This window comes from Sulfitobacter sp. D7, assembly GCF_003611275.1.
In the GTDB taxonomy this organism is placed as follows: domain Bacteria; phylum Pseudomonadota; class Alphaproteobacteria; order Rhodobacterales; family Rhodobacteraceae; genus Sulfitobacter; species Sulfitobacter profundi.
On record NZ_CP020694.1, the window covers coordinates 335433 to 359090 of the forward strand.

Sequence of the window (23658 nt, forward strand, 5' to 3'; positions counted from 1 at the left end):
CGATATGTCAATCGCTCACTGATGAGGATGAACACATGCGTAGTTTTGATTTCGCACCCCTTTACCGCTCCAGCGTTGGTTTTGACCAGATCGCCAACATGATGGACCGGGTTCTGACAAATGATGGGGCCACCCCCAGCTATCCCCCGTATAATATCGAAAAGCTTGATAACGATGCCTACCGCATCTCGATCGCCGTGGCTGGTTTCTCCGACAGCGACCTGAGCGTCGAAGTCCGTGAGAAGGCGCTGATCGTTTCGGCCCGCAAGGCTGATGAGGATGAGGCCAAGTCCTACCTGCACCGTGGCATCGCCACCCGCGCCTTTGAACGCCGCTTCCATTTGGCGGACCACGTTCAGGTGATCGGCGCGGCCCATGCCAACGGCATGCTGCATATCGAGCTTGAGCGTCAGGTGCCTGAGGCCCTGAAACCACGTCAGATCGCCATCTCTTCCGAGGTGAAGTCGATCGACAAGGACGTGGTTGACGCCAAATCCGTGAACTAAGCACGGTTCCATGCCGAGCTTTATGAAGGCCCGCTATCCAGCGGGCCTTTTTTTGTTGGCAACGGCGCTTGAGGGGGCCCCTTCGTGGGAGAATATCTGCCGAAGGTGGGGCGCGAAAACGGCGGCTTTCTGCTGCGCAGCAGGGCGGGGGAAACCATGCGAAAGCTGTCGGGTTGAGTGGGGGACCGGGCAGGCGTGCTCGGGCAACAGCGTGCAGAGTACCGCACGCGCAATGAAAGGAAGAACCATGACTAACTATGCAAATTCCCTACGCAAGCTGACCCTGACCACGGCTGTCACGGCGCTTTTGGCCGCCCCGATTGCTGCACAGGCTCAGACCGCCGATGTCGGCGTTGGCGCTGATGTGAATGCCGAAGCAAACGCCGGTGTAGGCGCCGATATGGCCGACACTGCGACCGGTGCTGATGTCGCGGCGGGCGCCGATAGCGCCATCTCGGCCGACACCGATCTGAACGTCGAAGACCGGGTCGCTGAGACCATGCCGAGCGAGAGCGACACGGATGTCGATATCGCGCTGGATGGCAGCACCGTGGCCGTCGCGTCGGACGACACTGTCATTGGCACGATTTCCAATGCGGAACCACAGGCCGATGGCTCTGTGCGCTATTCCATCGATCTGGCCAATGATTTCGCTGCCGATAGCGACCGCGCAGTCGTGCAGATCGACCAAGATGTTGACGCCGAAGGCCAACTTGTCATCGGCATGACAGGCGAAGAATTCGCCGCAGCCCTGACCCAGCAAGTGAATGCGGGCAGCGCGGCGCAGACCCGGACCAACTAAGACGGGTCACTCCCAGGGCGTTTCTCTCCCCCGCCCGGAGGCCGGCAGCACGAAAGTGCTGTCGGCTTTTTTATGTGCCGGGGGGCGGGGCCGTTACCTCACACCTGACTTTCACTGTGAAGAAAGGGCCGCGCGGGGTGATCCCGGCGGCCCTAGATCGTTTCAGCTGGTCTTTAAGTTTTAGACCGACAGGCAGACGTATTTCATCTCAAGGTAGTCTTCGATCCCGTGGTGGCTGCCTTCGCGGCCAAGGCCGGATTGCTTGACCCCGCCGAAGGGTGCAAGCTCGGTCGAGATGATGCCAGTGTTCACGCCGACGATGCCATATTCCAGCGCCTCGGCGACCTTGTACACACGGCTGAGGTCTTTGGCATAGAAGTAGGAGGCAAGGCCAAAGATCGTGTCGTTCGCCATGGCGATCACGTCGTCCACATTGTCGAACTTGAACAGCGGCGCGAGGGGGCCGAATGTCTCTTCCTTGGCGACCTTCATGTCCTGCGTCACGCCGGTCACGATGGTCGGGCCGAAGAAGTTGCCGCCCATGTCGTCCTTAGCATTGCCCAGAATGATTTCGGCCCCGTTATCGACCGCATCCTTGATGTGCTCGCGCACCTTGTCCGAGGCTTCGGGGTTGATGAGCGGGCCAAGGTCAGTGCCTTCCTCGAGGCCGTCGCCGACCTTCATCTTGCTCACCCGGTCCTTCAGCTTGGCCGCGAATTCGTCATAGACGCCCGCCTGCACATAGATCCGGTTGGCGCAGACGCAGGTCTGGCCATTGTTGCGGAACTTGCACATGATCGCGCCTTCGACGGCGGCATCAAGATCGGCGTCGTCAAAGACGATGAACGGCGCGTTGCCGCCCAGTTCCATGGAGCATTTCATCACCTGATCGGCAGCCTGCTTCAGCAGGATGCGCCCAACTTCGGTGGAGCCGGTGAAGGTCAGCTTGCGCACGGCGGGGTTCTCGCAGAACTCCTTGCCCACGGCAGACGACGATGACGACGGCAGCACGTTGAACACGCCCGCCGGAATGCCCGCACGTTCGGCCAGCACACCCATGACGATGGCCGAGAGCGGAGTCTCAGCCGCCGGGCGCGCCACGAAGGAACAGCCCGCCGCCAACGCGGGGGCCGCCTTGCGGGTGATCATCGCATTGGGGAAGTTCCACGGCGTGATCGAAGCGGCAACGCCGATGGGCTGCTTCATCACCATAATGCGCTTGTCGCGCTGGTGGCCGGGGATCATCTCGCCGTAGACGCGCTTGGCTTCTTCACCGAAGAACTCGATGAAGGAGGCGCCATAGGCGATCTCGCCCTTGGCTTCGGCCAGCGGTTTGCCCTGTTCGGCGGTGAGGATGGTGCCCAGATCGTCTTGGTTCTCCATCATCAGGTCGAACCATTTGCGCATCACTGCGGCGCGTTCCTTGCCGGTCCAGCTGGCCCAGTCTTTTTGCGCCTTTTCGGCTTGGGCAATCGCACCCGCGACCTGTGCACGGCTGAGGTCGGCGACCTGTGCGATGACATCGCCCCGCGCGGGATTGGTCACGTCAAAGGTGCCGTCTTCACCGTCGACCCATTGGCCACCGATATAGGCGCGGGTTTCAAGCAGGCTGGGGTCTTTCAGCAGTGATTTCAGATCCGTCTTAGCATCAGTCATGTCATCTCTCCGCTATTCTCTATAGCCTCCAAAGCAACAACGAGTATGATTGTCCAGTTCAGTTTGATCAAATCCGGGGTGGGAGACCCAAATGATGCTAGATGACGCCTATGCAAATGCTGCCTATATCGACGGGGCCGACGGCTTTCCGCCCCGCTGGGAAAAGGAGGCGGAGGCATTCCGCGCATCATTGGGGGCGCGGGCGCAGTTGAATGTGCGCTACGGCCCCTCGGACCGTCAGAAGTTCGATTTCTTCCAGCCCGAGGGCGTCTCGCGCGGCACGGTGGTTTTCGTGCATGGCGGCTATTGGAAGGCCTTCGACAAGAGCTATTGGTCGCATCTGGCCGCCGGTCCGCTGGCGCGGGGCTATGCCGTGGCGATGCCGTCTTATGACCTTTGCCCCGATGTGCGTATCTCTGAGATCTCCACGCAGATCGCCGCTGCGCTGACCGAAGTGGCGAACCGCACACAGGGCACCATCGTTCTGTCGGGCCATTCGGCGGGCGGGCATTTGGTGGCGCGCATGACCGACCCCCTGCTGCTCGGGGCCGAGGTGCGCGACCGGATCACGCGGATCTTGCCAATCTCGCCCGTGGCTGACCTTGCCCCGCTGCTACAGACCCAGATGAACGACACCCTGCGGCTGGACGAGGCCGAGGCCGAGGCCGAAAGCCCGATGAACATGACCCCGCCGCACGGCGTTGATGTCACCGTCTGGGTGGGCGCTCAGGAGCGGCCCGCCTTCCTTGAACAGGCCGAGAATTTCGCCCGCAGTTGGGGTGCGAAACAGGTCGTGGCCGAGGGCAAGCACCATTTTGACGTGATCGACCCGCTGGCTGAGCCGGACAGCGACCTGACCAAAGCGCTATTGGGCAGCTAAGCCCCAAATTTTACGGCAGATGCCCTGCGTTAATGCACGTAAGGCATTTGCCGCAGTGCCGCAGAAACACTATGTCAGAGGGGCAAAGGCCCCTGTTCGGCCACGCGACGCAATTGAAAGGGCCGAAGATGAGAATCGTTAAATGGGTGTTCTGGGTGACCGTCTGGGTGCTGGTGGCGGCGTTCTTCCATTATACCCTGCCGCAGACCGATATCGTCCGCGTCACGGACACCTATGAAAAGCGGATCGACTTCGGCAACAGTTCGATCTTCTGGGCCGGCTCTGCGACGGATAGTGCCGGGCTAGCGGTCAACCGCGATGTCTTTTTCATCCAGACCCGCCGCGCCAAGGGCGATGTCATGGTTTACCGCAACGAAGACACCGGCTGGGGCTGGCCGCCCTATTTCAAATTCGACACCGCCAACCTTCAGGCCGAGGCGGCGGATGCCCGCAGCACCACCGGCGCGCCGCAGTATTATGCGCTGAAACATTACGGTTGGCGCAGTGAGCTTTTGTCGATCTACCCCAATGCCATCTCGCTCCGCGCGGTCGAGGGGCCGGAGGCGAGCAAGGGTATCCCCTTTGTGACCATCATCGTGCTGACCCTCGTGGCGGCCCTGTTCTATGCCATCTGGGTGCGCTGGCGGCGGTTCCGCCGCGCGCGGTTGGACCCAAGGATCGAGGCGATCGAGGATGACTTCGCCGCGCGCCGAGGGCGCTTTGCCCGGTGGCGTGCCGAACGACGCGCGCGGAAGTAACCTCACCAAGAACTGTAAACGCTGAGCGGGGCAGGTAGCGTCCCGCATTCAGCTAAATTCTGGTATTCCATCCTATATGGACATCATCCTCGTCACCACAATCATTGCGTCGCTCTTTGTCGTTATCGGCTTGGCGGAACCCTTTGCCGCGCGGTTGCAACTGCCATTCAGCGTGATCCTTGCGGTCGTGGGGATCCTCATCGGGGCCTCGGCGATCTTTTTCCTGCGCACCGATCTGACGGATGCGCTGAATCCAATGGCGGCGGCCATTCTGGGGCTGCCGATCCGGTCTAACGTCTTCCTGTATGTCTTCCTGCCGACGCTTTTGTTTCAGGCGACGCTGGGGATGAACCTGCGGCGCATGGTGGATGACTGGGTGCCCATTCTCGTGCTGGCCGTGGTGGCCGTGGTGGTGGCAACCGTTAGCATTGGCTATGCGCTGTTTTGGGTCAGTGCCATTCCGCTGGCGGCCTGTCTGCTGATCGGGGCGATCGTTTCGACCACGGACCCTTCGGCCGTGGTCTCGATCTTTCGCTCGATCTCGGCCCCGCGGCGGTTGGCGCGGATCATTGAGGGTGAGAGCCTGCTGAACGACGCCGCCGCCATCGCGCTGTTCGGTCTGTTCATGGGCTATGTCATGCTGGGCATTCCCGACCCGGAACTGGGCAGCGCACTTGCGCAATTTCCGATGTTGATCGCGGGCGGGGCACTGGTGGGCTGGCTGGGCGCGCGGATCGCGGTTTGGGTCATGGCGCTGTTCGCACGGCATGAATTGGCGCAGCAGTCGATCTCGGTCGCGTTGCCCTATCTGGCCTATATCGTGGCGGAGCAAAGCGTTGGTGCGTCTGGGGTGATCGCCGTGGTCGCGGCAGGGCTGACGCTGAACCTGACCGCACCGGGGCGGTTGCCACCGCAGGCGCTGACCAACCTGCGTGAGCTTTGGGATGTGTTGGCCCATTGGGCGGGGGCGCTCATCTTTATCCTCGCTGCCCTGCTGATCCCGCGTCTGCTGGAGGAAGTCCGGCTAGAGGACTTTTTCCTCATTGCCGTGGTTGTGATGGCTGCCATCTTCGCACGCGCGGTGATCCTTTTTGGTCTGCTACCCTTGCTGACCGCGGCAAAGCTTTCTCCGCCAGTTGAGCGGCCGTACCGCGCGGCGATCCTTTGGGGTGGGCTGCGCGGGGCGGTCACGCTGGCGCTGGCGCTGGCGGTGACGGAAAGCGTGCGGGTGCCGGATGATATCCAGCGGATCGTGGGTATCTTGGCCACCGGTTTCACCCTCTTTACCCTGCTGGCCCAAGGTACGACGCTGCGCTGGATCATCGGGCGGCTGGGGCTGGATCAACTGTCGCCCATCGACCACGCGCTGTCGCGGCAGGTGATCGCCGTGGCCCTGCAGACCGTGCGCGAAGACGTGGCCCAAACGACCGAGAATTATGATCTGAACCGGGATATCGTGCGCTCCGAAGCCAAACGCTTTGGCGAACGGCTTGAGACGGCGGTCAAGACCGCGGAGGAGGCGACCGATATCCTTGACCGGGACCGGATCGCGCTTGGTCTCATCGCGCTGGCAGGGCACGAGCGCGACACGATCCTCGCGCGGGTGCGGGAGCGGACGATCTCGGCCCGGATGGCTGATCTGGTGCTCTCGGATGCGGACCGGCTGATCGAAGGGGCGCGGACCCAAGGCCGCAGCGGGTACCAGCGCGCGGCGCGGCGCAGCGTGGCCTATGGGCGCACCTTTCGCGCGGCGGCGGTGCTGCACGGGCGTTACGGCGTTTCGGGGCCCTTGGCGCGGATGACGGCGGACCGCTTTGAAATGCTGCTGTCGCAGCGGCTGATCCTGCGCGATCTGGGCACCTTTATCGATGGGCGTATTCGCCGCATTCACGGGCGGCGGGTGGCGGAATTGCTGCACGATCTGCTGGCGCGCCGCATCGAAGGCATCGAAACCGCGCTAGAGGGGCTGCGGCTGCAGTATCCGGGCTATGCCGAGGAACTTGAGCGGCGTTTCATCCGCCGTACAGCGCTGCGGCTGGAAGAACGTGAATACACGTTGATGCGCGAAGACGGGCTGTTCGGGGCTGAGGTCTATACCGCGCTGATGCAGGAATTGGCCACGCGGCGCACGGCGGCAGAGGGGCGTCCGGGCCTTGACCTTGCCGTGCGGCGCGGCGCTTTTATCGAACAGTTTCCGCTGTTTACGGATCTGGGTGAGGGCGCGCTCAAACGGCTCGGTCGGGTGCTCAAAACCCGCTATGTAGATATCGGCGATGTGGTTTTGCACAAGGAAAGCCCTGCACGCAGCGTGTTTTTCATCGCCTCGGGCGCGGTCGAGTTGGAAAGTGCAGGTCAGACTTGGCGATTGGGTCGGGGGGAGATGTTTGGCCAGATGGCGATCCTAACGAACCGTGTGCGCCGGGTGGACGTCCGCGCCATCGCACCGACAACGCTTTTGGTGCTGGACGAAGACCGCTTTCGCCGCCTGCTGGAACGGAGTGCGGCACTGCGCGACGCGGTGCGGGCCAGCGCAGAAAAACGCGGCATCGATCCGGTGGATTTGCTCTCGGGGGGCGGGGCTGGATAGGCTGCTTGGCAATCGCGGACGGGGTGTTAGCGGCCGGTGTTGCGCAGCGGTATTTGAAAAAGGATGAAGATAGGGGGGGTGCGGCCGGTAGGGGCGGCCGCACCTTGGGGTGAGGTTAGTCGTCTGGGGTGATTTCGCCGGTGGAGGCGTCAATCAGCACCTCGCGTTCGCCTGTCGCATCGGTCAGTTCGACCTCATAGACCATGCGGTCATCTTCATCGTCGAGCGAGAGTTCCTCGATCCTCGTGCCGTCTTGGCCTTCGAGTTCGGCCAGCGCTTTCATCAGCACATCGCGGGAGGTGCCAGCGGCGCGCAGTTCATCTTCTTGGAAGAGGCCGCTGAGGAAGCTGGTGAGCTGTTCTTCGGATTGCGAGATCACCTCGCCGGTGGCGGCGTTGACGGTGATTTCGTAGACAGCCTCGCCGCGGACAAGGTCAATTTCATAGACCAGCGCGTCGCCTTCGGTTTCGATCTCGGCTTCCAGTACGCCGCCGTCGATGCTGCTTTGTGCGGCTTTGATGGCTTGGGACATGCTGACGCGCTCGGCCTCTGGGGCGGTCTCTTGGGCGAAGAGCGCAGCGGGGGCGATCAGGAGAGATGCGGCAAGGGCGGTGAACTTATGTGGCATAGGAAACCTCATGAAATGTGTTGCGGTTTGCCGGCCCCAATTAGGGGACGGCGTTCGCGGTTCAACGCTTGGCAAAGCGGGGTGTTCCATGGGGCAGGGAGGCCTGCGTTAATCCGCGAAGAGGTTGTCGCTCTGGGCGATTGCGCGGGCCTTGTCCTCGCTCACGTTGAGAAAGCGCGCGAGGGCTGCGGCGTTCGTTTCGGTGTCGGCGTATTCAGAGAGGCGCGTATAATTTTCAAACTGTGCGTCACGGATCTGGTCGACCTCATGCAGCATGTTCCCCCGGATCGTAGGCAGCAGGCGCGAGAGGTTTTCCTGCGAGGTCTGTTCCCCGGTTAGGCCAATGCGCAGGGCGTGGCCGGTGAGATAGGCATCTGTCAGCTTGCATTCGACTTCGAGCATGCGCACCTGTGCGCGATCTGAGGCGAAATCGCGCAGCAGGTCGAGGTTGGATGTATCAATGCAGACGATCAGCCGCCTGCTGTCGTAGTAGTCATAAAGCATCCGCATCAAGGCGCGCCGGTGGCGGGTGCGTTTTTCCAGCGAGGTTTGAATGCCGCCGAGATCGGGCAGGGGGGTGTCTTCTTCGTTGAAGAGGAAATCCACTGCCGGGAGGCCGGTTTCCTGACGTATCCGACCGACGAGCCGTTTGGCGACATGCCATTTCTTGGCGAGGATGATCAGCAATTCACGCTCGCGGCCAAGGCTGGCTTCGGTCTCCCAAAAGCGGGGGGCGAAGCGGCGGCCGATGCGGCCCCTTGCGGTGAGGAAGTCGAATAGGCTGCGGCCTTCGTCGCTGATCTGAAATTGCACGCCTTGGGCGGCATAGAGCAGGCCGAGGCGGCGTTTGAGGTCCAGCGCTTCGGGGCTGATTTTGCGCGCGAAAAGGTGGTTTTGACCGAGCAGCAGATCGTAGTGATCGTTGTAGAATGTGACCGGCATGCCGTAGTCGGAGAACAGCAGGAAGGTCAGGCTGCGGTTGGAGATTCCGGCCTCGGGGACCAGATGGCGCACGAGGGTTTGAAAGAAGGTCTCATCCGGGATCCATGTGCTGCGGAAAAAGCGCATCACGTCGCTGCGGCGATGGGTGAATGCCATCAGCGCCTCGATGGTGCGGCGGCGCAGGCACCACCATTGGCTGCCGATTTGCACCTGAAGGTCGGCGGGGATTTTGCGGGTGAGGCCAAGGCGTTTCTGGGCCTCGAACATCGCGTAGAACCGCTTGCGCTGTGTGCGCTCGTTGAACCAGTGGCGATAGATCAGCCGCTCTTCTTTCCAGCCGGTCTTGATCCAATCGCTGTCGAAATAATCCACGCTTTCGATGAAGTCGGTGTCATTCTCATCAAGAAACTGATGCGCGTATTCTGCCGATTTGATCGCCATGCAATCGCCGGACATCAGGTAGAAATGCGTGGCGCGGGGGAAGCTTTGCAGTGCGGCGGTGAGCGTATCCAGCGTGGCCTGCACCAAAGACCATTCACCCCAGCCGCAGCGGGTGCGTTTGCGCGGGAAGGTGACGCTGGGGTTGTCGCCAAGGGCGGCGGTGATCTGGGCGTAATCCTCGGCACTGGCGGAAGCGTCAAAGTGGATCGCCATATAGTCGCCCACGGCGGTCAGCCGCTCGGCCTGCCGGATAACAGCCTCCGGATCCTTGTGGCACAGCAGGATATAGGCAATTTTCGCCATGCAGGATACCGAATGTCCTTGTCGCGGCCCGCTTGCATCGGCCTTTTGTCGTGGATCACTTACCTAGTTAATCGTGAAGACCGATTGAATAAACAGCATTTCTTTGCTTTTTTGCGCGAAGGCCAGATTGTTGCTTAAAACAGTCAGCGCCAGCAGGAGGCGAGTGAGCATGGGTTTTCCCGGAACATGGATGACGGAGAGCGAGAGCATGGTGTACCGGGTGGTGCCCAAATGCGCCTGTTCGACCATCGGGCAGATCATGTTTTATTCCGATCATGGCGAATTCTTTGACGGCGACATCCATGATGCCAAGGCAGGCATCCACAAATGGGCCTTGGATGCATCGCAGGGGCCGATCACCGATAATGTGACGGCGCGCAAGTCCTATGCCTTTACCTGCGTGCGCAATCCCTACACGCGGGTCCTGTCGTCCTTTTTTGACAAGATTTGCGGCATCCAGCGCAATGGGCGGCGGTATCGCGGCAATTTGGTGCCGCTGCTGGTTCAGAAATACGGGATCGACGTGGGCGGCGATGACGGCAAGCAGGAGTTTGACCAGATCGCGAGTTTCCGGCGTTTCTTGCTGTTTGCGCGTGATACCATTCGTTGGCGGCGGCCGATGGACCCGGACATTCACTGGTCTGCGGTGTCGGGGCACGTCAGCACCTTCATCATCAACGGTGGCACCTACGATAATATCTTTTGGACCGAGCAGTTTAACGACGGCATGCAGCAGGTGCTCGATGCCGTGGACACGCCGCATCGGGTTGATCTGGCGGCGATCCCCCGGTTCAACGAAAGCGAGGGCCACGGGCCCAAGCGGGCGCATCCGGTCGAGGATTACTTTGACGATCTGTCGATGCATCTGATGCGCGAGATCTATAAGCGCGACTTCGATCTGTTCAAATATGACTTCGACAATCCGGGGAACAAGCTGCCCGTGGGTGAGATTGATCTTGATGAGGTGCACGCCAAACTGGGTGACTGAGCGGCTGCATCTTGCACCGGGGCGGGGGGCGCTCTACATGCTTTGGCATGTCACAGGTCAAATCCAGCTCCAAATCCGATCCGAACTACAAGGTGATCGCCGAAAACCGCCGTGCGCGGTTTGATTACGCTATCGAAGAAGACATCGAATGCGGCATCATCCTTGAAGGGTCCGAGGTGAAATCTCTGCGCGAAGGCGGGGCGAATATCGCCGAGAGTTACGCCGCCGTGGAGGATGGCGAGCTGTGGTTGGTGAACTCTTACGTGGCGCCCTATAAGCAGGCCAAGACCTTTCAGCATGAGGAACGCCGCCGCCGTAAGCTGCTAGTCAGCCGCAAGCAATTGGCCGACCTGTGGAACGCGACGCAGCGCAAGGGGATGACGCTGGTGCCGCTGGTGATGTATTTTAACCATCGCGGCATGGCGAAGATCAAGATCGGCGTGGCCAAGGGTAAGAAGCTGCATGACAAGCGCGAGACGGCGGCCAAGCGCGATTGGTCGCGGCAGAAGCAGCGGTTGTTGAAAGACCACGGGTAAGAAGCACGCCCTAGCCCGGAATCAAGCCGCAGGCGCCGGGCCATCGCCTGCCCCTCCCCGGGGTAGGCGATTTGGCGAGGCTGGGTGCTCCTTCGCAAGCACACATCAAACCTGAACTATAAAGTGGCATGAATACCCCATAGCATCGCCAACCCAGGGGCAGGCAACGCCCCTCACCAGCCCCCTTCCACTTGCCAGCACCCCCTGCCGGTTATAGTCAGAGGCAACGCCCGCGACGAAGGAGGCCCCAATGGCCGACGATCCCAAGACATTGGTTTCAACCGACTGGTTGGCTCAGCACCTGAAAGACCCTGACCTGCGCATCCTTGATGCCTCGTGGTATCTGCCCGACGCCGGGCGCGATCCGAAGGCCGAGTATGACGCCGCCCATATTCCCGGCGCGCGGTTCTTTGACATTGATGACATCTCTGACGCGCGGTCGGACCTGCCGCATATGGCCCCCCCGATCGAGAAATTCATGTCGCGCCTGCGCGCCATGGGCGTGGGTGATGGGCATCAGGTGGTGGTCTATGACGGTGCCGGACTAATGTCGGCGGCGCGTGTCTGGTGGCTCTTCCGCCTGATGGGGCAGGAGAACGTCGCCGTGCTGGATGGTGGTTTGCCGAAATGGCAGGCCGAAGACCGCCCGACCGAGGACATGCCCCCCGTGCCGCGTGACCGCCATATGACCGTGCGCTTCCAAAACCAACTGGTCCGCGATGTGACGCAGGTGGCGCATGCCTCGAAGCTCGGTGATCCGCAGATCGTCGACGCCCGTGCCGCCGCCCGCTTCCGTGGTGACGCGCCCGAGCCGCGTGCGGGGCTGCGTGCGGGGCATATCCCCGGCGCACGCAATGTGCCCTTCACCGAGCTACTGAACGACGACAAGACGATGAAGACCCCCGAGCAGACCCGCGCCATCTTTGAGGCCGCAGGCATTAACCTGTCCAAACCCGTCATCACCTCTTGCGGGTCGGGCATCACCGCCGCCGTGCTGGCGCTGGCGCTGGAGCGGGTGGGTCACCGCAAATGGTCGCTCTATGATGGCTCATGGGCTGAGTGGGGCATGTTCCCCACCGTGCCCGTCGCCACCGGCGCGGCTTAACCCTTTTTAGTTACCTTCCAACCGGAGAACCCCATGTTCGAGACGCTCAAGGCGCAACCCGCTGACAAGATCCTCGCCCTTGTACAGGCCTACCGCGAAGACCCGCGTGACACGAAGATCGACCTCGGTGTCGGTGTCTATAAAGACGCCAGCGGCAACACCCCGGTGATGCGCGCCGTCAAAGCCGCCGAGCAGCGCATCTGGGAAAACCAAGACACCAAGGTCTACACCGGTTTGGCTGGTGATCCGGCCTATACCAACGCGATGGCCGCGCTTGTGCTGGGCGATGCCGTGCCGCGCGGTGCGATTGCCGCCGCCGCCACCCCCGGCGGGACCGGTGCGGTGCGTCAGGCGTTTGAACTGGTGCGTATGGCCAACCCCGAAGCGCGGGTGTTCGTGTCTGACCCGACATGGCCGAACCACCTGTCGATCCTGTCCTATCTGGGCATGGAAGTGGTGAATTACCGCTATTTCGACAGTGAAACCGGCGGCGTGAACTTCGATGGGATGATCGAAGATCTCAAAACCGCCAAAAAGGGCGATGTGGTGCTGCTGCATGGCTGCTGCCACAACCCAACCGGGGCGAACCTTAACAGCAGTGAATGGGACGCGGTGATCGAAGTGCTGCAAAGCACCGGTGCCGTGCCGATGATCGACATCGCCTATCAGGGCTTTGGCGACGGGCTGGAAGCCGATGCCGCCGCGACCCGCAAAGTGGCGTCTTCGGTGCCCGAATGCCTGATCGCGGCAAGCTGTTCCAAGAACTTCGGTATCTACCGAGAGCGGACCGGCATCCTGATGCTGGTCGCTTCTGAGGCGGCCCAAGGGCTGAACCAAGCCACCTTGGCCTTTCTCAACCGCCAGAACTACAGCTTCCCGCCCGACCACGGCGCGCGGATCGTTTCGACCATCCTGACCGATGACGCGCTCAAGGCCGACTGGCAGGCCGAGTTGGAAGACGTGCGCAACGCCATGCTTGCCCTGCGTGAGCAGCTCGCCGGTGAATTGCAGCGCCTGTCCGGGTCGGACCGCTTTGGGTTCCTCGCCCAGCACCGGGGCATGTTCTCGCGCCTTGGCACCACCCCGGACAAGGTCGAAGCGCTGCGTGAAAAGCATGGCATCTACATGGTTGGTGACAGCCGTATCAACATCGCAGGGTTGAACCAAAACAGCGTGCCAATTCTGGCCCGCGCGATCATCGACGTAGGCATCTAACGCTATTTCGGGCCGCGCCTGCCGCGGCCCGAACATCCTGCCGACCCAAGCGTTGATAACATAACTGGGCACTATGCCCCCGTAATGTCTACATTAAAACAGAACTTGGTCCGATTGCCCGGATTGAGTACCTTGAGCGAAAACTTAAGGTCAGGCAAATTTTAGAATCAATTTTTCAATGCATTCGGTTGGATGTTGGCATGCCAGCCGTACAGCTCGTGATTGTGACAGCATCGGTTGTCACCGTCTTGGGCTATTGGGTGCGTGGCCACAGCAGTCTGCCCGGCAAACATTGGTTCTTGCTGGCGATCTTGGCCATGGACATGTGGCTTCTTTCAGTCGGGGTCGAGCTTTCGGCCACCACGGCGGCCTGTGCCTTTGGAGTGAGCCGTTGGGCATGGATCGGCTTTGTGCTGCTGCCGACCTTCTGGGCCTTTTTCCTCTACGAATATGCGCTCGGGGCCAAGGTGCCGCGGTATCTGGTGCCGATCTGCGCCGGGGTTGCGCCGGCGCTGATCACCCTCGCGGCAGTGACAAGCGGCTGGCATGAGAAATTCTACGGGCCGGAAACCAAGTGGATTTTGAGCGAAGAGGGGGCCTACGTCCAATCTGACCATGGCCCGCTCTTTTTCATCGCGATTGCCTATCTTTACATGGTCATCGTGGCTGCGGCGGTGGTGGCGGGCCGTGCCGTACGGACGGCCAACCCCGCGGTGCGCAGCTTTTTCCTAAAGCTCTTCGCCGCGACGCTGATCCCCATGGTGGCCAATCTGGGCTATATTCTGGGCGGGATCACGCTGTTTCACACCGATCCGACGCCCTTTTCCTTTGCGCTTTCGCTGACGCTGGTGGTTTGGCTGGTGGCTGACAACCGCTGGATCGATGTCAACGCGATCGCGCGGGAGCTGTTGTTCTACAACAGCACCGACCCGGTATTCGTGGTCGACCCATCAGGGGTTGCGATTGAGACGAACCCGGCTGCGGCCGACCTGTTGCGCCGCGGCGCAGAGCCCGAAGCACCGCTGAGCGAGTTCGGAGAGCTGGGGCCAGTCATTCGCCATCTCGCGGCCCACGGTAGCCTGCCGGACGTGACCGATATCCAGTTGGGCCACCGCCATTTCGCCGTGCGCGCTCATGCGATTTCCTTGGGTGTCGGGCAAAAACAGGTCGGTTGGGCGGTGGCGCTCTTGGATGTGACGGTGCAAAAGATCGCCGCTCAGAAAGCGATCGCCGCCGAGCAGATGCAGATGCAGTTCCTTGCCACGGTGAGCCATGAGTTGCGGACCCCGCTGACGGTGATCAACGGCGCGCTTGGCCTGCTGTCACAGGGCGGCGCAAAGCTGAGCGATGCGCAAAAGGCCCGTTTGCTTGGAAAGGCCACAGACGGTTCCGAGACGCTGACGACGCTGGTTAACGATCTGATCGACACGCAAAGCCTGAGCAGTGCGGCGTTCAGCATTGACCTTCAATCTGTGGCACTTGGCCCGCTGGTGCAGGGCGCTGTGGCGCGCGCGGAAAGCCTGCAACCCGACAAGGATATCCGTTTCACCTGCGCGTTGTCTGATGCCCCCCTGACCGTGCAGGCGGATGCAGAGCGGTTGGGTCAGGTTTTTGGCAATGTGCTCTCGAACGCGGTGAAGTTCTCTTTGCCCGGCGGTTTGGTAGAAGTCAGCCTTGAGCAAGCCGAAGGCATGGCGCTGGTGCAGGTAAGCGATAGCGGCTGCGGCATTCCTCCGGGGGCGGAAGAGCAGGTCTTTGCCCGTTTCTCGCAGCTTGACGGCTCCGACACGAAAACTGCCTATGGCAGCGGTCTGGGGATGCATATCACGCGGCAAATTCTGGACCGGCACGGCGGCAGTATCCGCTATGTCAGCGCGCCGGGTGTCGGCACGACCTTTACGATTTCTTTACCCTTGGTGGCCTAACGCAAACCGCCCGGCCATTGCTGGCCGGGCGGTCAATTGCTTGGCGATGTGGCTAGGGCTTAGCCCTTGGCGAACTCAGGATAGGCTTCCATCCCCAGTTCGGACATGTCCAAACCGGTGATCTCGGCTTCTTCGCTGACGCGGATGCCACCGGCAGCTTTCAGGATCAGCCAGACAACGAAGCTGACGACGAAGACAAAGAGGCCAACCGCGGCAAAGCCGATGATCTGTGTGACGAAAGATGTGCCCTCGGTATAGACTGGCACAACCAGCGTGCCCCAGAAGCCAGCGATCAGGTGAACCGGGATCGCGCCGACCACGTCATCGATCTTGAACTTGTCGAGCATGGGCACGGTGAAGACCACGATGACACCACCCACGGCACCGATCCAAAGCGCGCCGAACAATGTCGGGTCAAGCGGCCCGGCAGTGATCGAGACGAGGCCCGCCAGCGCGCCGTTCAGCACCATGGTCAGGTCGACCTTTTTGTACATCACCTGTGTCAGGATCAGCGCAGCAACAGCACCGGCGGCAGCGGCCATATTGGTGTTGGCAAAGATCTGCGCCACGGCGTCGACATCTTCGATTGTGCCCATGGCAAGCTGCGACGCACCGTTAAAGCCGAACCAGCCCATCCACAGGATGAACGTGCCCAAAGTGGCGAGCGCAAGGTTGGAACCCGGCATCGGCACAACGCGGCCATCTTTGCCGTATTTGCCCAAGCGCGGCCCCAGTACGATGGCACCAGCGAGGGCGGCAAAGCCACCAGCGGCGTGCACAAGGGTCGACCCGGCAAAGTCGCTAAAGCCCATTGCGGAAAGGAAACCGCCGCCCCACTGCCAAGATGCTTCGATCGGGTAGATGAAGCCGGTCAGCACGACCACGAAGATCAGGAAGGGCCAGAGTTTGATCCGCTCGGCCAGCGCGCCGGACACGATGGAGGCGGTGGTGGCGCAGAACATCAACTGAAAGAAGAAGTCGGAAGCGTTGGAATAGCCGCCTGCGTCAATCTCGGATTTGATGTCTTTGGTGGCGAAGGTGCCAAAGACGCCTTCCATGATCCAATTGCCGTCACCGGGGTACATGATGTTGTAGCCCACCAGCCAATACATGACCGCCGCAATGGCAAAGAGGCCCATGTTCTTGGTCAACTGCGTTGTGACGTTCTTGGAGCGGACAAGTCCGGCTTCCAGCATGGCGAAACCCGCCGCCATCCAAAAGACGAGGAAACCGCCGATCAGGAAAAGCAGGGTGTTGAAGATGAAGGTCGTATCCGCCAGCGTCGCGTATTCCGCGTCCTGTGCCAGCGCCAGCCCGGGCAGGGCGATGACCGCCGCTGCGAGGGGAAGTATTAAGGTGGGTTTCATATGGTCGTTTCCTGTCTGCGGGTCCGAATGCGTGCTTACCGAAGCGGGCGGCTGCCCGTGCAGCATGAGAAAACCGGATATCGGGCGCTCTTGGACAGGTTTGCTTGCCATATTTGCGCCATTGCTTGGCAGTGCTGCCTAAAAAGCGGGCGCCGGCTGGAATCTGCCTATAAATTAATCAGACATTTGACGCCGATTGGACCTTGCAGCGCTAAACAAACCGCTGCAGTCAGGCTAAAGTGGCGAAAAATAGGGCCGAGCAGGCGATTTTATGACTGACAAGAACAAGCGCAAACGCCCTCTGGTCGCCGACAGGCGGTATCCGGGCAAGGCCAAACCCAAGCCCAAGACCTCTGCGCGGGCCAAACCGGCCACGCGCAAGGCAGCACCGGCCCGCCGCAAGGCCGCGCGCACCAAACGCCCTCGGCGCGGGGGAATCATTGGTTTCTTTGCTGGCTTGGCCCGTTGGATTTGGCGTTTGATCTGGACGATCACATGGCGCGTGAGCCTTGTGGCCTTCCTCGTTCTCGCCTTGGCTGTCGGCTATATCTATACCACCATTCCGCCGCTCGAAGCGCTGTTGGATGGCCGCGCGCGCGGCTCTGTCACCATGCTCGACCGGGAGGGAGAGGTCTTTGCCTGGCGCGGCGACCAGTTTGGCGGCGTGGTCTCGGCAGACTCGGTGTCCAAACATCTGCGAAACGCGGTCATCGCCACCGAAGACAAGCGATTCTACAACCATCTCGGGGTCAGCCCGCGGGGTATCGCCTCGGCGGTGCGGATCAACCTAAGCGAGGGGCGTGGCCCGCTTTCAGGCCATGGCGGTTCGACCATCACCCAGCAGACGGCCAAACTGCTTTGTCTGGGCGAGCCCTATGACCCCAGCAGCGGCATGACGGAAAAGGAATATGAGGCGGAATGCCGTCGCTCTTCCTTGGGCCGCAAAGCCAAAGAAGCGCTTTTTGCCGTCGCGATGGAGATTAAATACTCCAAGAGCGACATCCTTTCGATCTATCTGAACCGTGCCTACATGGGCGGCGGTGCCTTTGGCGCAGAGGCCGCGGCGCAGCGATTCTTTGGCAAGCCCGCCGCGGCGCTTTCGCCGTCTGAGGGCGCGATGCTGGCCGGTCTTTTGACCGCGCCCACAACCCTATCGCCCACCAACAATCTGGATCGCTCGCAAAGCCGTGCCGCCACGGTGATCCGCCTGATGGAAGATCAGGGCTATCTGACCGCAGCCGAGGCTGACGAAGCCATCGCCAATCCCGCGCAACTGTCCGAGGCGGCAGAGGCCGAGGCGGGCGGCTATTTCGCCGATTGGGTCATGTCCTCGGGGCCGGAATTCTTTACCCGCAACACCACCGAAGATGTCATCATCAAAACCACCCTCGACCAGCGCATCCAGCGCGCGGCAGAGGAGGGGCTGAAATGGGTCTTCGAAAACAAGGTGCGTGACACCTCCAAAGCACAGGCGGCCATTGTGGTGATGTCCTCTGATGGGGCGGTGCGGGCGCTGGTCGGCGGGCGCAAGACCAAGGTCGCGGGCGCGTTCAACCGTGCCACGCAGGCGATGCGCCAGACCGGGTCGGCGTTCAAACCCTTCATCTATGCCGCGGCGCTTGATCTGGGCTATTCGCCCGAAGACATCATCGTGGACGAACCCTACTGCCTGAACATCCCCGGTTCGGGTGAGTGGTGCCCCAAGAACTACACCAAGAACTTCAAAGGCCCGGTCTCCCTGACAGACGCGCTGAAAGACTCGTTGAATATCCCGGCGGTCAAAGTCTCGGAAAGCGTAGGTCGCGAGACGGTGAGTGCGGTCGCCACGCAGTTCGGCATCAAAAGCGATCTGGCCGCAGGCCCGGCGCTGGCACTTGGCGCATCGGAAAGCACCCTGCTTGAAATGACGGGCGCCTACGCGGGCATCCTGAACGGCGGCTCTTCGGTGACCCCCTACGGGCTGGTCGATCTGCGCCTCTTGGGCGAGACGGAGCCGCTGATGGGCACCGGCGGCGGTATCAACGAACGGGTCATCCAAGAAGATGCCGCGCGCCAGTTGGTCTATATGATGGAGAAAGTGATCTCGGAGGGGACCGGCCAGCGCGCCCAGTTTGGCGACCGTCAACTGGCAGGCAAGACCGGCACCACCTCGGCCAACAAAGACGCTTGGTTCGTCGGCTTTTCGGCGGATTATGTGGCCGGGGTCTGGATGGGCTATGATGACAACACGCCGCTCACCGGGGTCACAGGCGGTGGCCTGCCCGCAGAGATTTGGCGCGAAACCATGAGCCGCGTGCATGATGGGCTGCCCCTCAAGGAGTTGCCGATGCAGGCGCCCGCCCCGCCCAGCAACCTGAGCGAAGCGCAGCCCGAACCGCAGCCACAGCCGCGGCAACCGCAGGGCGGGGGCAATCAGGGGGGTGGCGGCGCGGACAATGTGATCGACCGCGTTCTGCGTGACATCTTCGGCGGCGGCAGCAGCGGCAGTGGCGCCAGCGCGCCTGCACCCAGTTTCCTCGACCGCTAAGGCGGTCGGGGCGGCGGCCCGAGAAAAAAATGGCACTGGGTTATCAAAATCATTATCATTTCCCCATAAGCGGGAAGCGTGTCGGGTTCTGTGTGGGCAGCTTCGAAAGGGATTGATGCAAAGCGATGTGGTGAACAGGGGGCTGTCCGAACTGCGTCGCGTGCGCGGGCGCAGCCGTGGGCTTTATTGGGCTGTGGCCTTGTTCAGCCTATTCGCCAATATGCTCATGCTTACCGGCCCGCTGTATATGTTGCAGGTCTATGACCGGGTGCTCGGCTCCGGCTCCGAAGAGACGCTGATCGCCCTCTCGGTTCTTGTGGTCTTTCTCTATGCGGTGATGGGGCTCTTGGATTACACGCGCGGCCGGATCATGGCGCGGGTGGGCGCGCGGTTTCAATCCGATCTCGACCGGCGGGTGTTCGACGCGGTGGTGCGCAAATCCGCCGTGGCCCCGGATGTGAAGACCAACGCGGGCCTTGCCGATCTTGAAGCCGTGCAACGGCTGATGACATCGCCGGTTCTGATGGCCGCCTTCGATGCACCTTGGACGCCGATCTTTTTCGCGGCGATCTTTCTGTTCCACCCGATGCTGGGGTGGCTGGCGGTGAGCGGCGCGGCGGTGCTGGTGGTGATCACCATTGCCAACCAGTTGCTGTCGCGCGAAAGCCAAGCGCGTGCAAACCTCTCGGGGCAGGCAGCGAACGCAATGTCGGACCAGATCAGGGTCGAGGCTGAGATGGTGCAAGCGATGGGGATGCGTGACGCGGCATTCTCGCGCTGGCAACAGGCCCGTGGTCAGGCGTTGGAGCAGCAGGTCAAATCGACCGACGTGGGCGGCACGTTCACCGCGATGACCAAGACGCTGCGGTTGTTTCTGCAGTCCGCCATGCTGGGGCTCGGCGCGTGGTTGGTCTTGAAAAACCAGATGACGCCGGGCGCGATGATCGCAGGCTCGATCCTGCTGGGCCGGGCGCTGGCGCCGGTCGAACTGGCATTGAACCAATGGCCGGTGGTGCAGCGGGGGCGGGCCGGTTGGGCCAATCTGGCGCAGCTTCTCGGCGCCGTGAGCGAAGAACCTCCGCGCACCGCGCTGCCGCAGCCCAAAGCGCGGCTGGTCGCCAAGGCGCTGACCGTCGTGGCACCGGGCGAGAAACAGGCGGCGCTCAAGTCGATCAATTTTACCGTCGAGCCGGGGCAGGCGGTGGGCGTGATCGGCCCGTCGGGGGCGGGGAAGTCGACATTGGCGCGCACCCTCACCGGGGTCTGGCCGCCTGCGGGCGGGTCGATCCGGCTGGATGGGGCCGCCCTTGAGCATTACGGGAGCGAAACCTTGGGGCGGCATATCGGATACCTGCCGCAGCGCGTCCAATTGTTCGATGGCACCATCGCCGAGAATATCGCCCGGCTGTGCCCCGACCCCGACGATGCCAAAGTGATCAAGGCCGCCAAATTGGCGGCGGCGCATGAGATGATCCTCGAATTCCCCCAAGGCTATGACACGCCCATTCGCGCGGGGCAGGTGCGGCTTTCTGGCGGACAGATGCAGCGCATCGGGCTGGCACGGGCGCTTTATGATGACCCGGTGATCGTGGTGCTGGATGAGCCGAATTCGAACCTCGACAATACCGGTTCTCAGGCGTTGAACCACGCAATCCGGCAGATGAAGGCGAGCGGGCGGTCGGTGCTGATCATGGCGCATCGTCCTGCGGCCATTCAGGAATGTGACACGCTGCTGGTTCTCGATAACGGCATCCGCAAAGCCTTTGGTCCCAAGGATGAGGTGCTTGCCGGGATGGTGCAAAACCACCGCGAGATTCAGCAGGCCCCCCCGCGGTCGGGGGGCGTGGTATGACCGATCACGGCGACAAACGCTGGTCGGCAACCCGGCCCCTGATCCTTGGGTTCTTCGGGCTGATCTTGCTTTTCGGCGGTTTTGGGACTTGGGCCGTGACCAGCCAAATCGCCGGGGCGGTGGTGGCTTCGGGCCGGATCGAAGTCGACCGCAACCGGCAGATCGTCCAGCATGAAACCGGTGGTGTGGTGGCCGAAATCTTTGTGGATGAGGGCGACAGTGTCGCCGCCGGTGACGCTTTGCTGCGTCTGGATGCAGAGCAGCTGACCTCGCAATTGGCCATCGTCGAGGGCCAGCTTTATGAGCTTATGGCCCGCCGCAGCCGTCTGGAAGCGCAGCGCGATGAGGTGGAGGCGGTCACCTTTGACGAAGAGTTGCGAACCGCCGCCTCCGAAAATCCCGACGTGCAGGAACTGGTGGACGGCCAGCGCAACCTGTTTGACGCGCGCCGCGTCAGCGTGGCCCAAGAGCTTGATCAATTGGGCAAACGCCGGGCGCAGATCAACGCGCAAATTCGCGGGGTCGATGCGCAAGAGGCCGCGCTATCGCGCCAGTTGGAGCTGATCGAAGAGGAGTTGGGTAATCAGCAGTCGCTGCTGGACCGTGGCCTGACGCAGGCCTCTGCCGTCTTGACGTTGATGCGCGAGCAGGCCCGTCTGCGCGGCCAGATCGGCGAGTTGTCGGCGCAAAAGGCGCAATCCCAAGAGCGGGTGACAGAGATTGACATCGAGCGGCTGAAACTGCGCTCCGCCGGGCGGGAAGAGGCGATCACCCAGTTGCGCGACCTGCGCTACCGCGAGTTGGAGATGGCCGAACAGCGCCGCGCGCTCAGGGCCGAGATTGACCGGCTTGATATTCGCGCGCCGGTGTCGGGGGTGATCTATGGGATGCAGATCCAAACCCCGCGGTCGGTCGTGCGCGCGGCGGAGCCGTTGATGTACCTCGTCCCCCAAGATCGCCCGCTGGTCATCGCCGCGCGGGTCCAGACCATCCACATCGATCAGGTCGCCGTGGGCCAAGAGGTCAATCTGCGTCTTTCGGCGTTGAACCAGCGCACCACGCCGGAACTGGTGGGCAAGGTCTTGCAGGTCTCTGCCGATTCCATTGACGACGACGCGACCGGGCAAACCTATTACCGGGCCGAGATTGCGCTTAACCCCGGCGAGATCGACAAGCTGGAAGAGGGCACGATCTTGCTGCCCGGCATGCCGGTTGAGGCGTTTATCCGCACCGGCGAACGCTCTCCGATGGCCTATCTGCTGAAACCCATGGCCGACTATTTCGCACGCGCGTTCCGCGAAAGCTGAGCGCGGCGGGCGAGACAGGTGGCAAAGGGGCTTTTCCTCGGCGCGGCGGGTCGTTAGCGTCCGCCCAGAACCGCAACCAAAGGAAGCCCGTCATGTCCCTGACCGCCCGCCTTGCCGATCTCGGCATCACCCTGCCCGACGCGCCCGCACCGGCCGCGAACTATGTGCCCTTTGTGGTCACCGGCAATACCGTCTATGTTTCGGGCCAAATCTCCAACGGGCCGGATGGGTTGATCACCGGGCGTTTGGGCGACGGTATGGATGTCGACGCCGGGGCCGCCGCCGCGCGCAGCTGTGCGCTGAGCCTTTTGGCGCAGGTCCGCGCTGCTTGCGGAGGCGATCTGGACCGTCTCAAACGGGTTGTGAAACTGACGGGCTTCGTGAACTCAACCGCCGATTTCACTGACCAGCCCAAGGTCATCAACGGGGCCTCCGACTTCATGGTCGAGGCTTTGGGCGACGCGGGCCGCCACGCCCGCTCGGCGGTCTCTGCCGCATCACTGCCACTGGGTGTCGCCGTCGAAATCGAAGGCATTTTTGAGATCGAATGACCCTTCCCGCCGCCTTTCTGGACATTCCGCTGGCGCATCGCGCGCTGCATGATCTCTCTGCCGGGCGGCCCGAGAACAGCCGCGCCGCCGTGCGGGCGGCTGTCGATGCAGGTGTCGGCATCGAGATTGATGTACAACTCAGCGCCGATAACAAGGCGATGGTGTTCCATGACTATGCTTTGGAGCGGCTGACACCAGAGCGCGGCGCGGTCCGGCTGCGTGAGGCCAGCGCCCTTGCCGCCATCCCGCTAAAGGGCGGCGACGAGGGGATTCCAACGCTTGAGGAAATCCTCGACCTCATCGCTGGGCGCGTGCCGCTTTTGGTGGAGTTCAAGGATCAAGACGGCGCCATGGGGCCGAACGGGGGGCCGCTTGAGACCGCCGCCGCCGAACTGCTTGGCCGCTACCGGGGCGATTTGGCGGTCATGTCGTTCAATCCGCATTCGGTCCGCGCACTTGCCCATCTTTTGCCCGACGTGCCACGCGGTCTGACCACCAGCGCCTACCGCCCCGATGAATGGCCGCTGCCCGCAGCCACCTGCGATCGGCTGCGGGGCATACCCGACTATGCCGACACCGGCTCCTGTTTCATCAGCCATGAGGCCGATGACCTGAACCGCCCGCGTGTGGCTGAGCTAAAGGCCGAAGGGGCGGCGGTGCTCTGTTGGACGATCCGCAGCCAAGCTGAGGAAGACATCGCGCGTCAGGTGGCGCAGAACGTGACCTTTGAGGGGTATCTGCCGCGTCCGCGCTCTTGATCTGCGAGGCCGAGGCCACACATA

General features: G+C 62.0%; 19 protein-coding genes. 15 read left to right on the forward strand and 4 right to left on the reverse strand.

Annotated features, from left to right (window positions below):
• The first annotated feature begins 35 nt into the window (after positions 1-35).
• The gene (locus B5M07_RS01590) at positions 36-506 is read left to right on the forward strand and encodes an Hsp20 family protein (RefSeq protein WP_067631156.1); all 471 of its coding nucleotides are present in this window, start codon (positions 36-38) and stop codon (positions 504-506) included.
• Between the two features lie 247 nt (positions 507-753).
• Positions 754-1308 carry a hypothetical protein gene (locus B5M07_RS01595; protein WP_120349947.1) on the forward strand — a complete coding sequence of 185 codons (555 nt, stop codon included), beginning with the start codon at positions 754-756 and terminating at the stop codon, positions 1306-1308.
• Positions 1309-1488: 180 nt separating this feature from the next.
• On the opposite strand, the gene B5M07_RS01600 is transcribed toward B5M07_RS01595, so the two are convergent.
• Positions 1489-2964: an NAD-dependent succinate-semialdehyde dehydrogenase gene (locus B5M07_RS01600; protein WP_120349948.1), complete on the reverse strand. Its 1476-nt coding sequence runs from the start codon at positions 2962-2964 to the stop codon at positions 1489-1491.
• 91 nt (positions 2965-3055) lie between these two features.
• On the opposite strand from B5M07_RS01600, the gene B5M07_RS01605 reads away from it, so the two are divergent.
• The 3 genes from B5M07_RS01605 (at position 3056) to B5M07_RS01615 (ending at position 7189) form a co-directional block, all read left to right on the forward strand.
• A complete protein-coding gene (locus B5M07_RS01605; protein ID WP_120349949.1) occupies positions 3056-3844 on the forward strand; it encodes an alpha/beta hydrolase in 789 nt (262 codons plus the stop codon).
• Between the two features lie 128 nt (positions 3845-3972).
• On the forward strand, positions 3973-4602 hold the full coding sequence (locus B5M07_RS01610) for a DUF1523 family protein (protein WP_120349950.1): 630 nt from the start codon (positions 3973-3975) through the stop codon (positions 4600-4602).
• A 76-nt stretch (positions 4603-4678) separates the two neighbouring features.
• Positions 4679-7189, forward strand: coding sequence for a cation:proton antiporter (locus B5M07_RS01615; protein ID WP_120349951.1), 2511 nt, complete (start codon positions 4679-4681; stop codon positions 7187-7189).
• 115 nt (positions 7190-7304) lie between these two features.
• Here B5M07_RS01615 and B5M07_RS01620 read toward each other — a convergent pair whose 3' ends face one another.
• Positions 7305-7817, reverse strand: a complete 513-nt coding sequence (locus B5M07_RS01620) for a PepSY domain-containing protein (RefSeq protein ID WP_162931783.1) — start codon at positions 7815-7817, stop codon at positions 7305-7307.
• Positions 7818-7925: 108 nt separating this feature from the next.
• On the reverse strand, positions 7926-9503 hold the full coding sequence (locus tag B5M07_RS01625) for a DUF5928 domain-containing protein (protein WP_120349953.1): 1578 nt from the start codon (positions 9501-9503) through the stop codon (positions 7926-7928).
• A 169-nt stretch (positions 9504-9672) separates the two neighbouring features.
• On the opposite strand from B5M07_RS01625, the gene B5M07_RS01630 reads away from it, so the two are divergent.
• The 5 genes from B5M07_RS01630 to B5M07_RS01650 all read left to right on the forward strand — a co-directional run bounded on the left by B5M07_RS01630 (position 9673) and on the right by B5M07_RS01650 (position 15272).
• Positions 9673-10491 (forward strand): sulfotransferase family protein, encoded by an 819-nt coding sequence (locus tag B5M07_RS01630; protein WP_120349954.1) that lies wholly within the window; start codon positions 9673-9675, stop codon positions 10489-10491.
• Positions 10492-10538: 47 nt separating this feature from the next.
• Positions 10539-11027 (forward strand): SsrA-binding protein SmpB, encoded by a 489-nt coding sequence (smpB, locus tag B5M07_RS01635; RefSeq protein WP_067266812.1) that lies wholly within the window; start codon positions 10539-10541, stop codon positions 11025-11027.
• Positions 11028-11277: 250 nt separating this feature from the next.
• Positions 11278-12132 (forward strand): 3-mercaptopyruvate sulfurtransferase, encoded by an 855-nt coding sequence (sseA, locus tag B5M07_RS01640; RefSeq protein ID WP_120349955.1) that lies wholly within the window; start codon positions 11278-11280, stop codon positions 12130-12132.
• A gap of 33 nt (positions 12133-12165) precedes the next feature.
• Positions 12166-13347, forward strand: coding sequence for an amino acid aminotransferase (locus B5M07_RS01645; protein WP_120349956.1), 1182 nt, complete (start codon positions 12166-12168; stop codon positions 13345-13347).
• 200 nt (positions 13348-13547) lie between these two features.
• Positions 13548-15272, forward strand: coding sequence for a histidine kinase N-terminal 7TM domain-containing protein (locus tag B5M07_RS01650; RefSeq protein ID WP_132444079.1), 1725 nt, complete (start codon positions 13548-13550; stop codon positions 15270-15272).
• Positions 15273-15331: 59 nt separating this feature from the next.
• Here B5M07_RS01650 and amt read toward each other — a convergent pair whose 3' ends face one another.
• On the reverse strand, positions 15332-16639 hold the full coding sequence (gene amt, locus B5M07_RS01655; RefSeq protein ID WP_120349958.1) for an ammonium transporter: 1308 nt from the start codon (positions 16637-16639) through the stop codon (positions 15332-15334).
• Between the two features lie 271 nt (positions 16640-16910).
• Here amt and B5M07_RS01660 point away from each other — a divergent pair, with 271 nt between their 5' ends.
• The 5 genes from B5M07_RS01660 (at position 16911) to B5M07_RS01680 (ending at position 23634) form a co-directional block, all read left to right on the forward strand.
• Positions 16911-19166, forward strand: coding sequence for a transglycosylase domain-containing protein (locus B5M07_RS01660; RefSeq protein ID WP_205570891.1), 2256 nt, complete (start codon positions 16911-16913; stop codon positions 19164-19166).
• Positions 19167-19281: 115 nt separating this feature from the next.
• A complete protein-coding gene (locus tag B5M07_RS01665) occupies positions 19282-21018 on the forward strand; it encodes a type I secretion system permease/ATPase (RefSeq protein ID WP_120349959.1) in 1737 nt (578 codons plus the stop codon).
• The gene (locus B5M07_RS01670; RefSeq protein WP_120349960.1) at positions 21015-22325 is read left to right on the forward strand and encodes an HlyD family type I secretion periplasmic adaptor subunit; all 1311 of its coding nucleotides are present in this window, start codon (positions 21015-21017) and stop codon (positions 22323-22325) included. The genes B5M07_RS01665 and B5M07_RS01670 overlap by 4 nt, the downstream gene beginning before the upstream one ends.
• Before the next feature lie 92 nt (positions 22326-22417).
• Positions 22418-22876 carry a RidA family protein gene (locus B5M07_RS01675; protein ID WP_067628947.1) on the forward strand — a complete coding sequence of 153 codons (459 nt, stop codon included), beginning with the start codon at positions 22418-22420 and terminating at the stop codon, positions 22874-22876.
• Positions 22873-23634 (forward strand): glycerophosphodiester phosphodiesterase family protein, encoded by a 762-nt coding sequence (locus B5M07_RS01680; RefSeq protein WP_120349961.1) that lies wholly within the window; start codon positions 22873-22875, stop codon positions 23632-23634. Before B5M07_RS01675 ends, B5M07_RS01680 begins: the two co-directional genes overlap by 4 nt.
• Positions 23635-23658 lie beyond the last annotated feature (24 nt).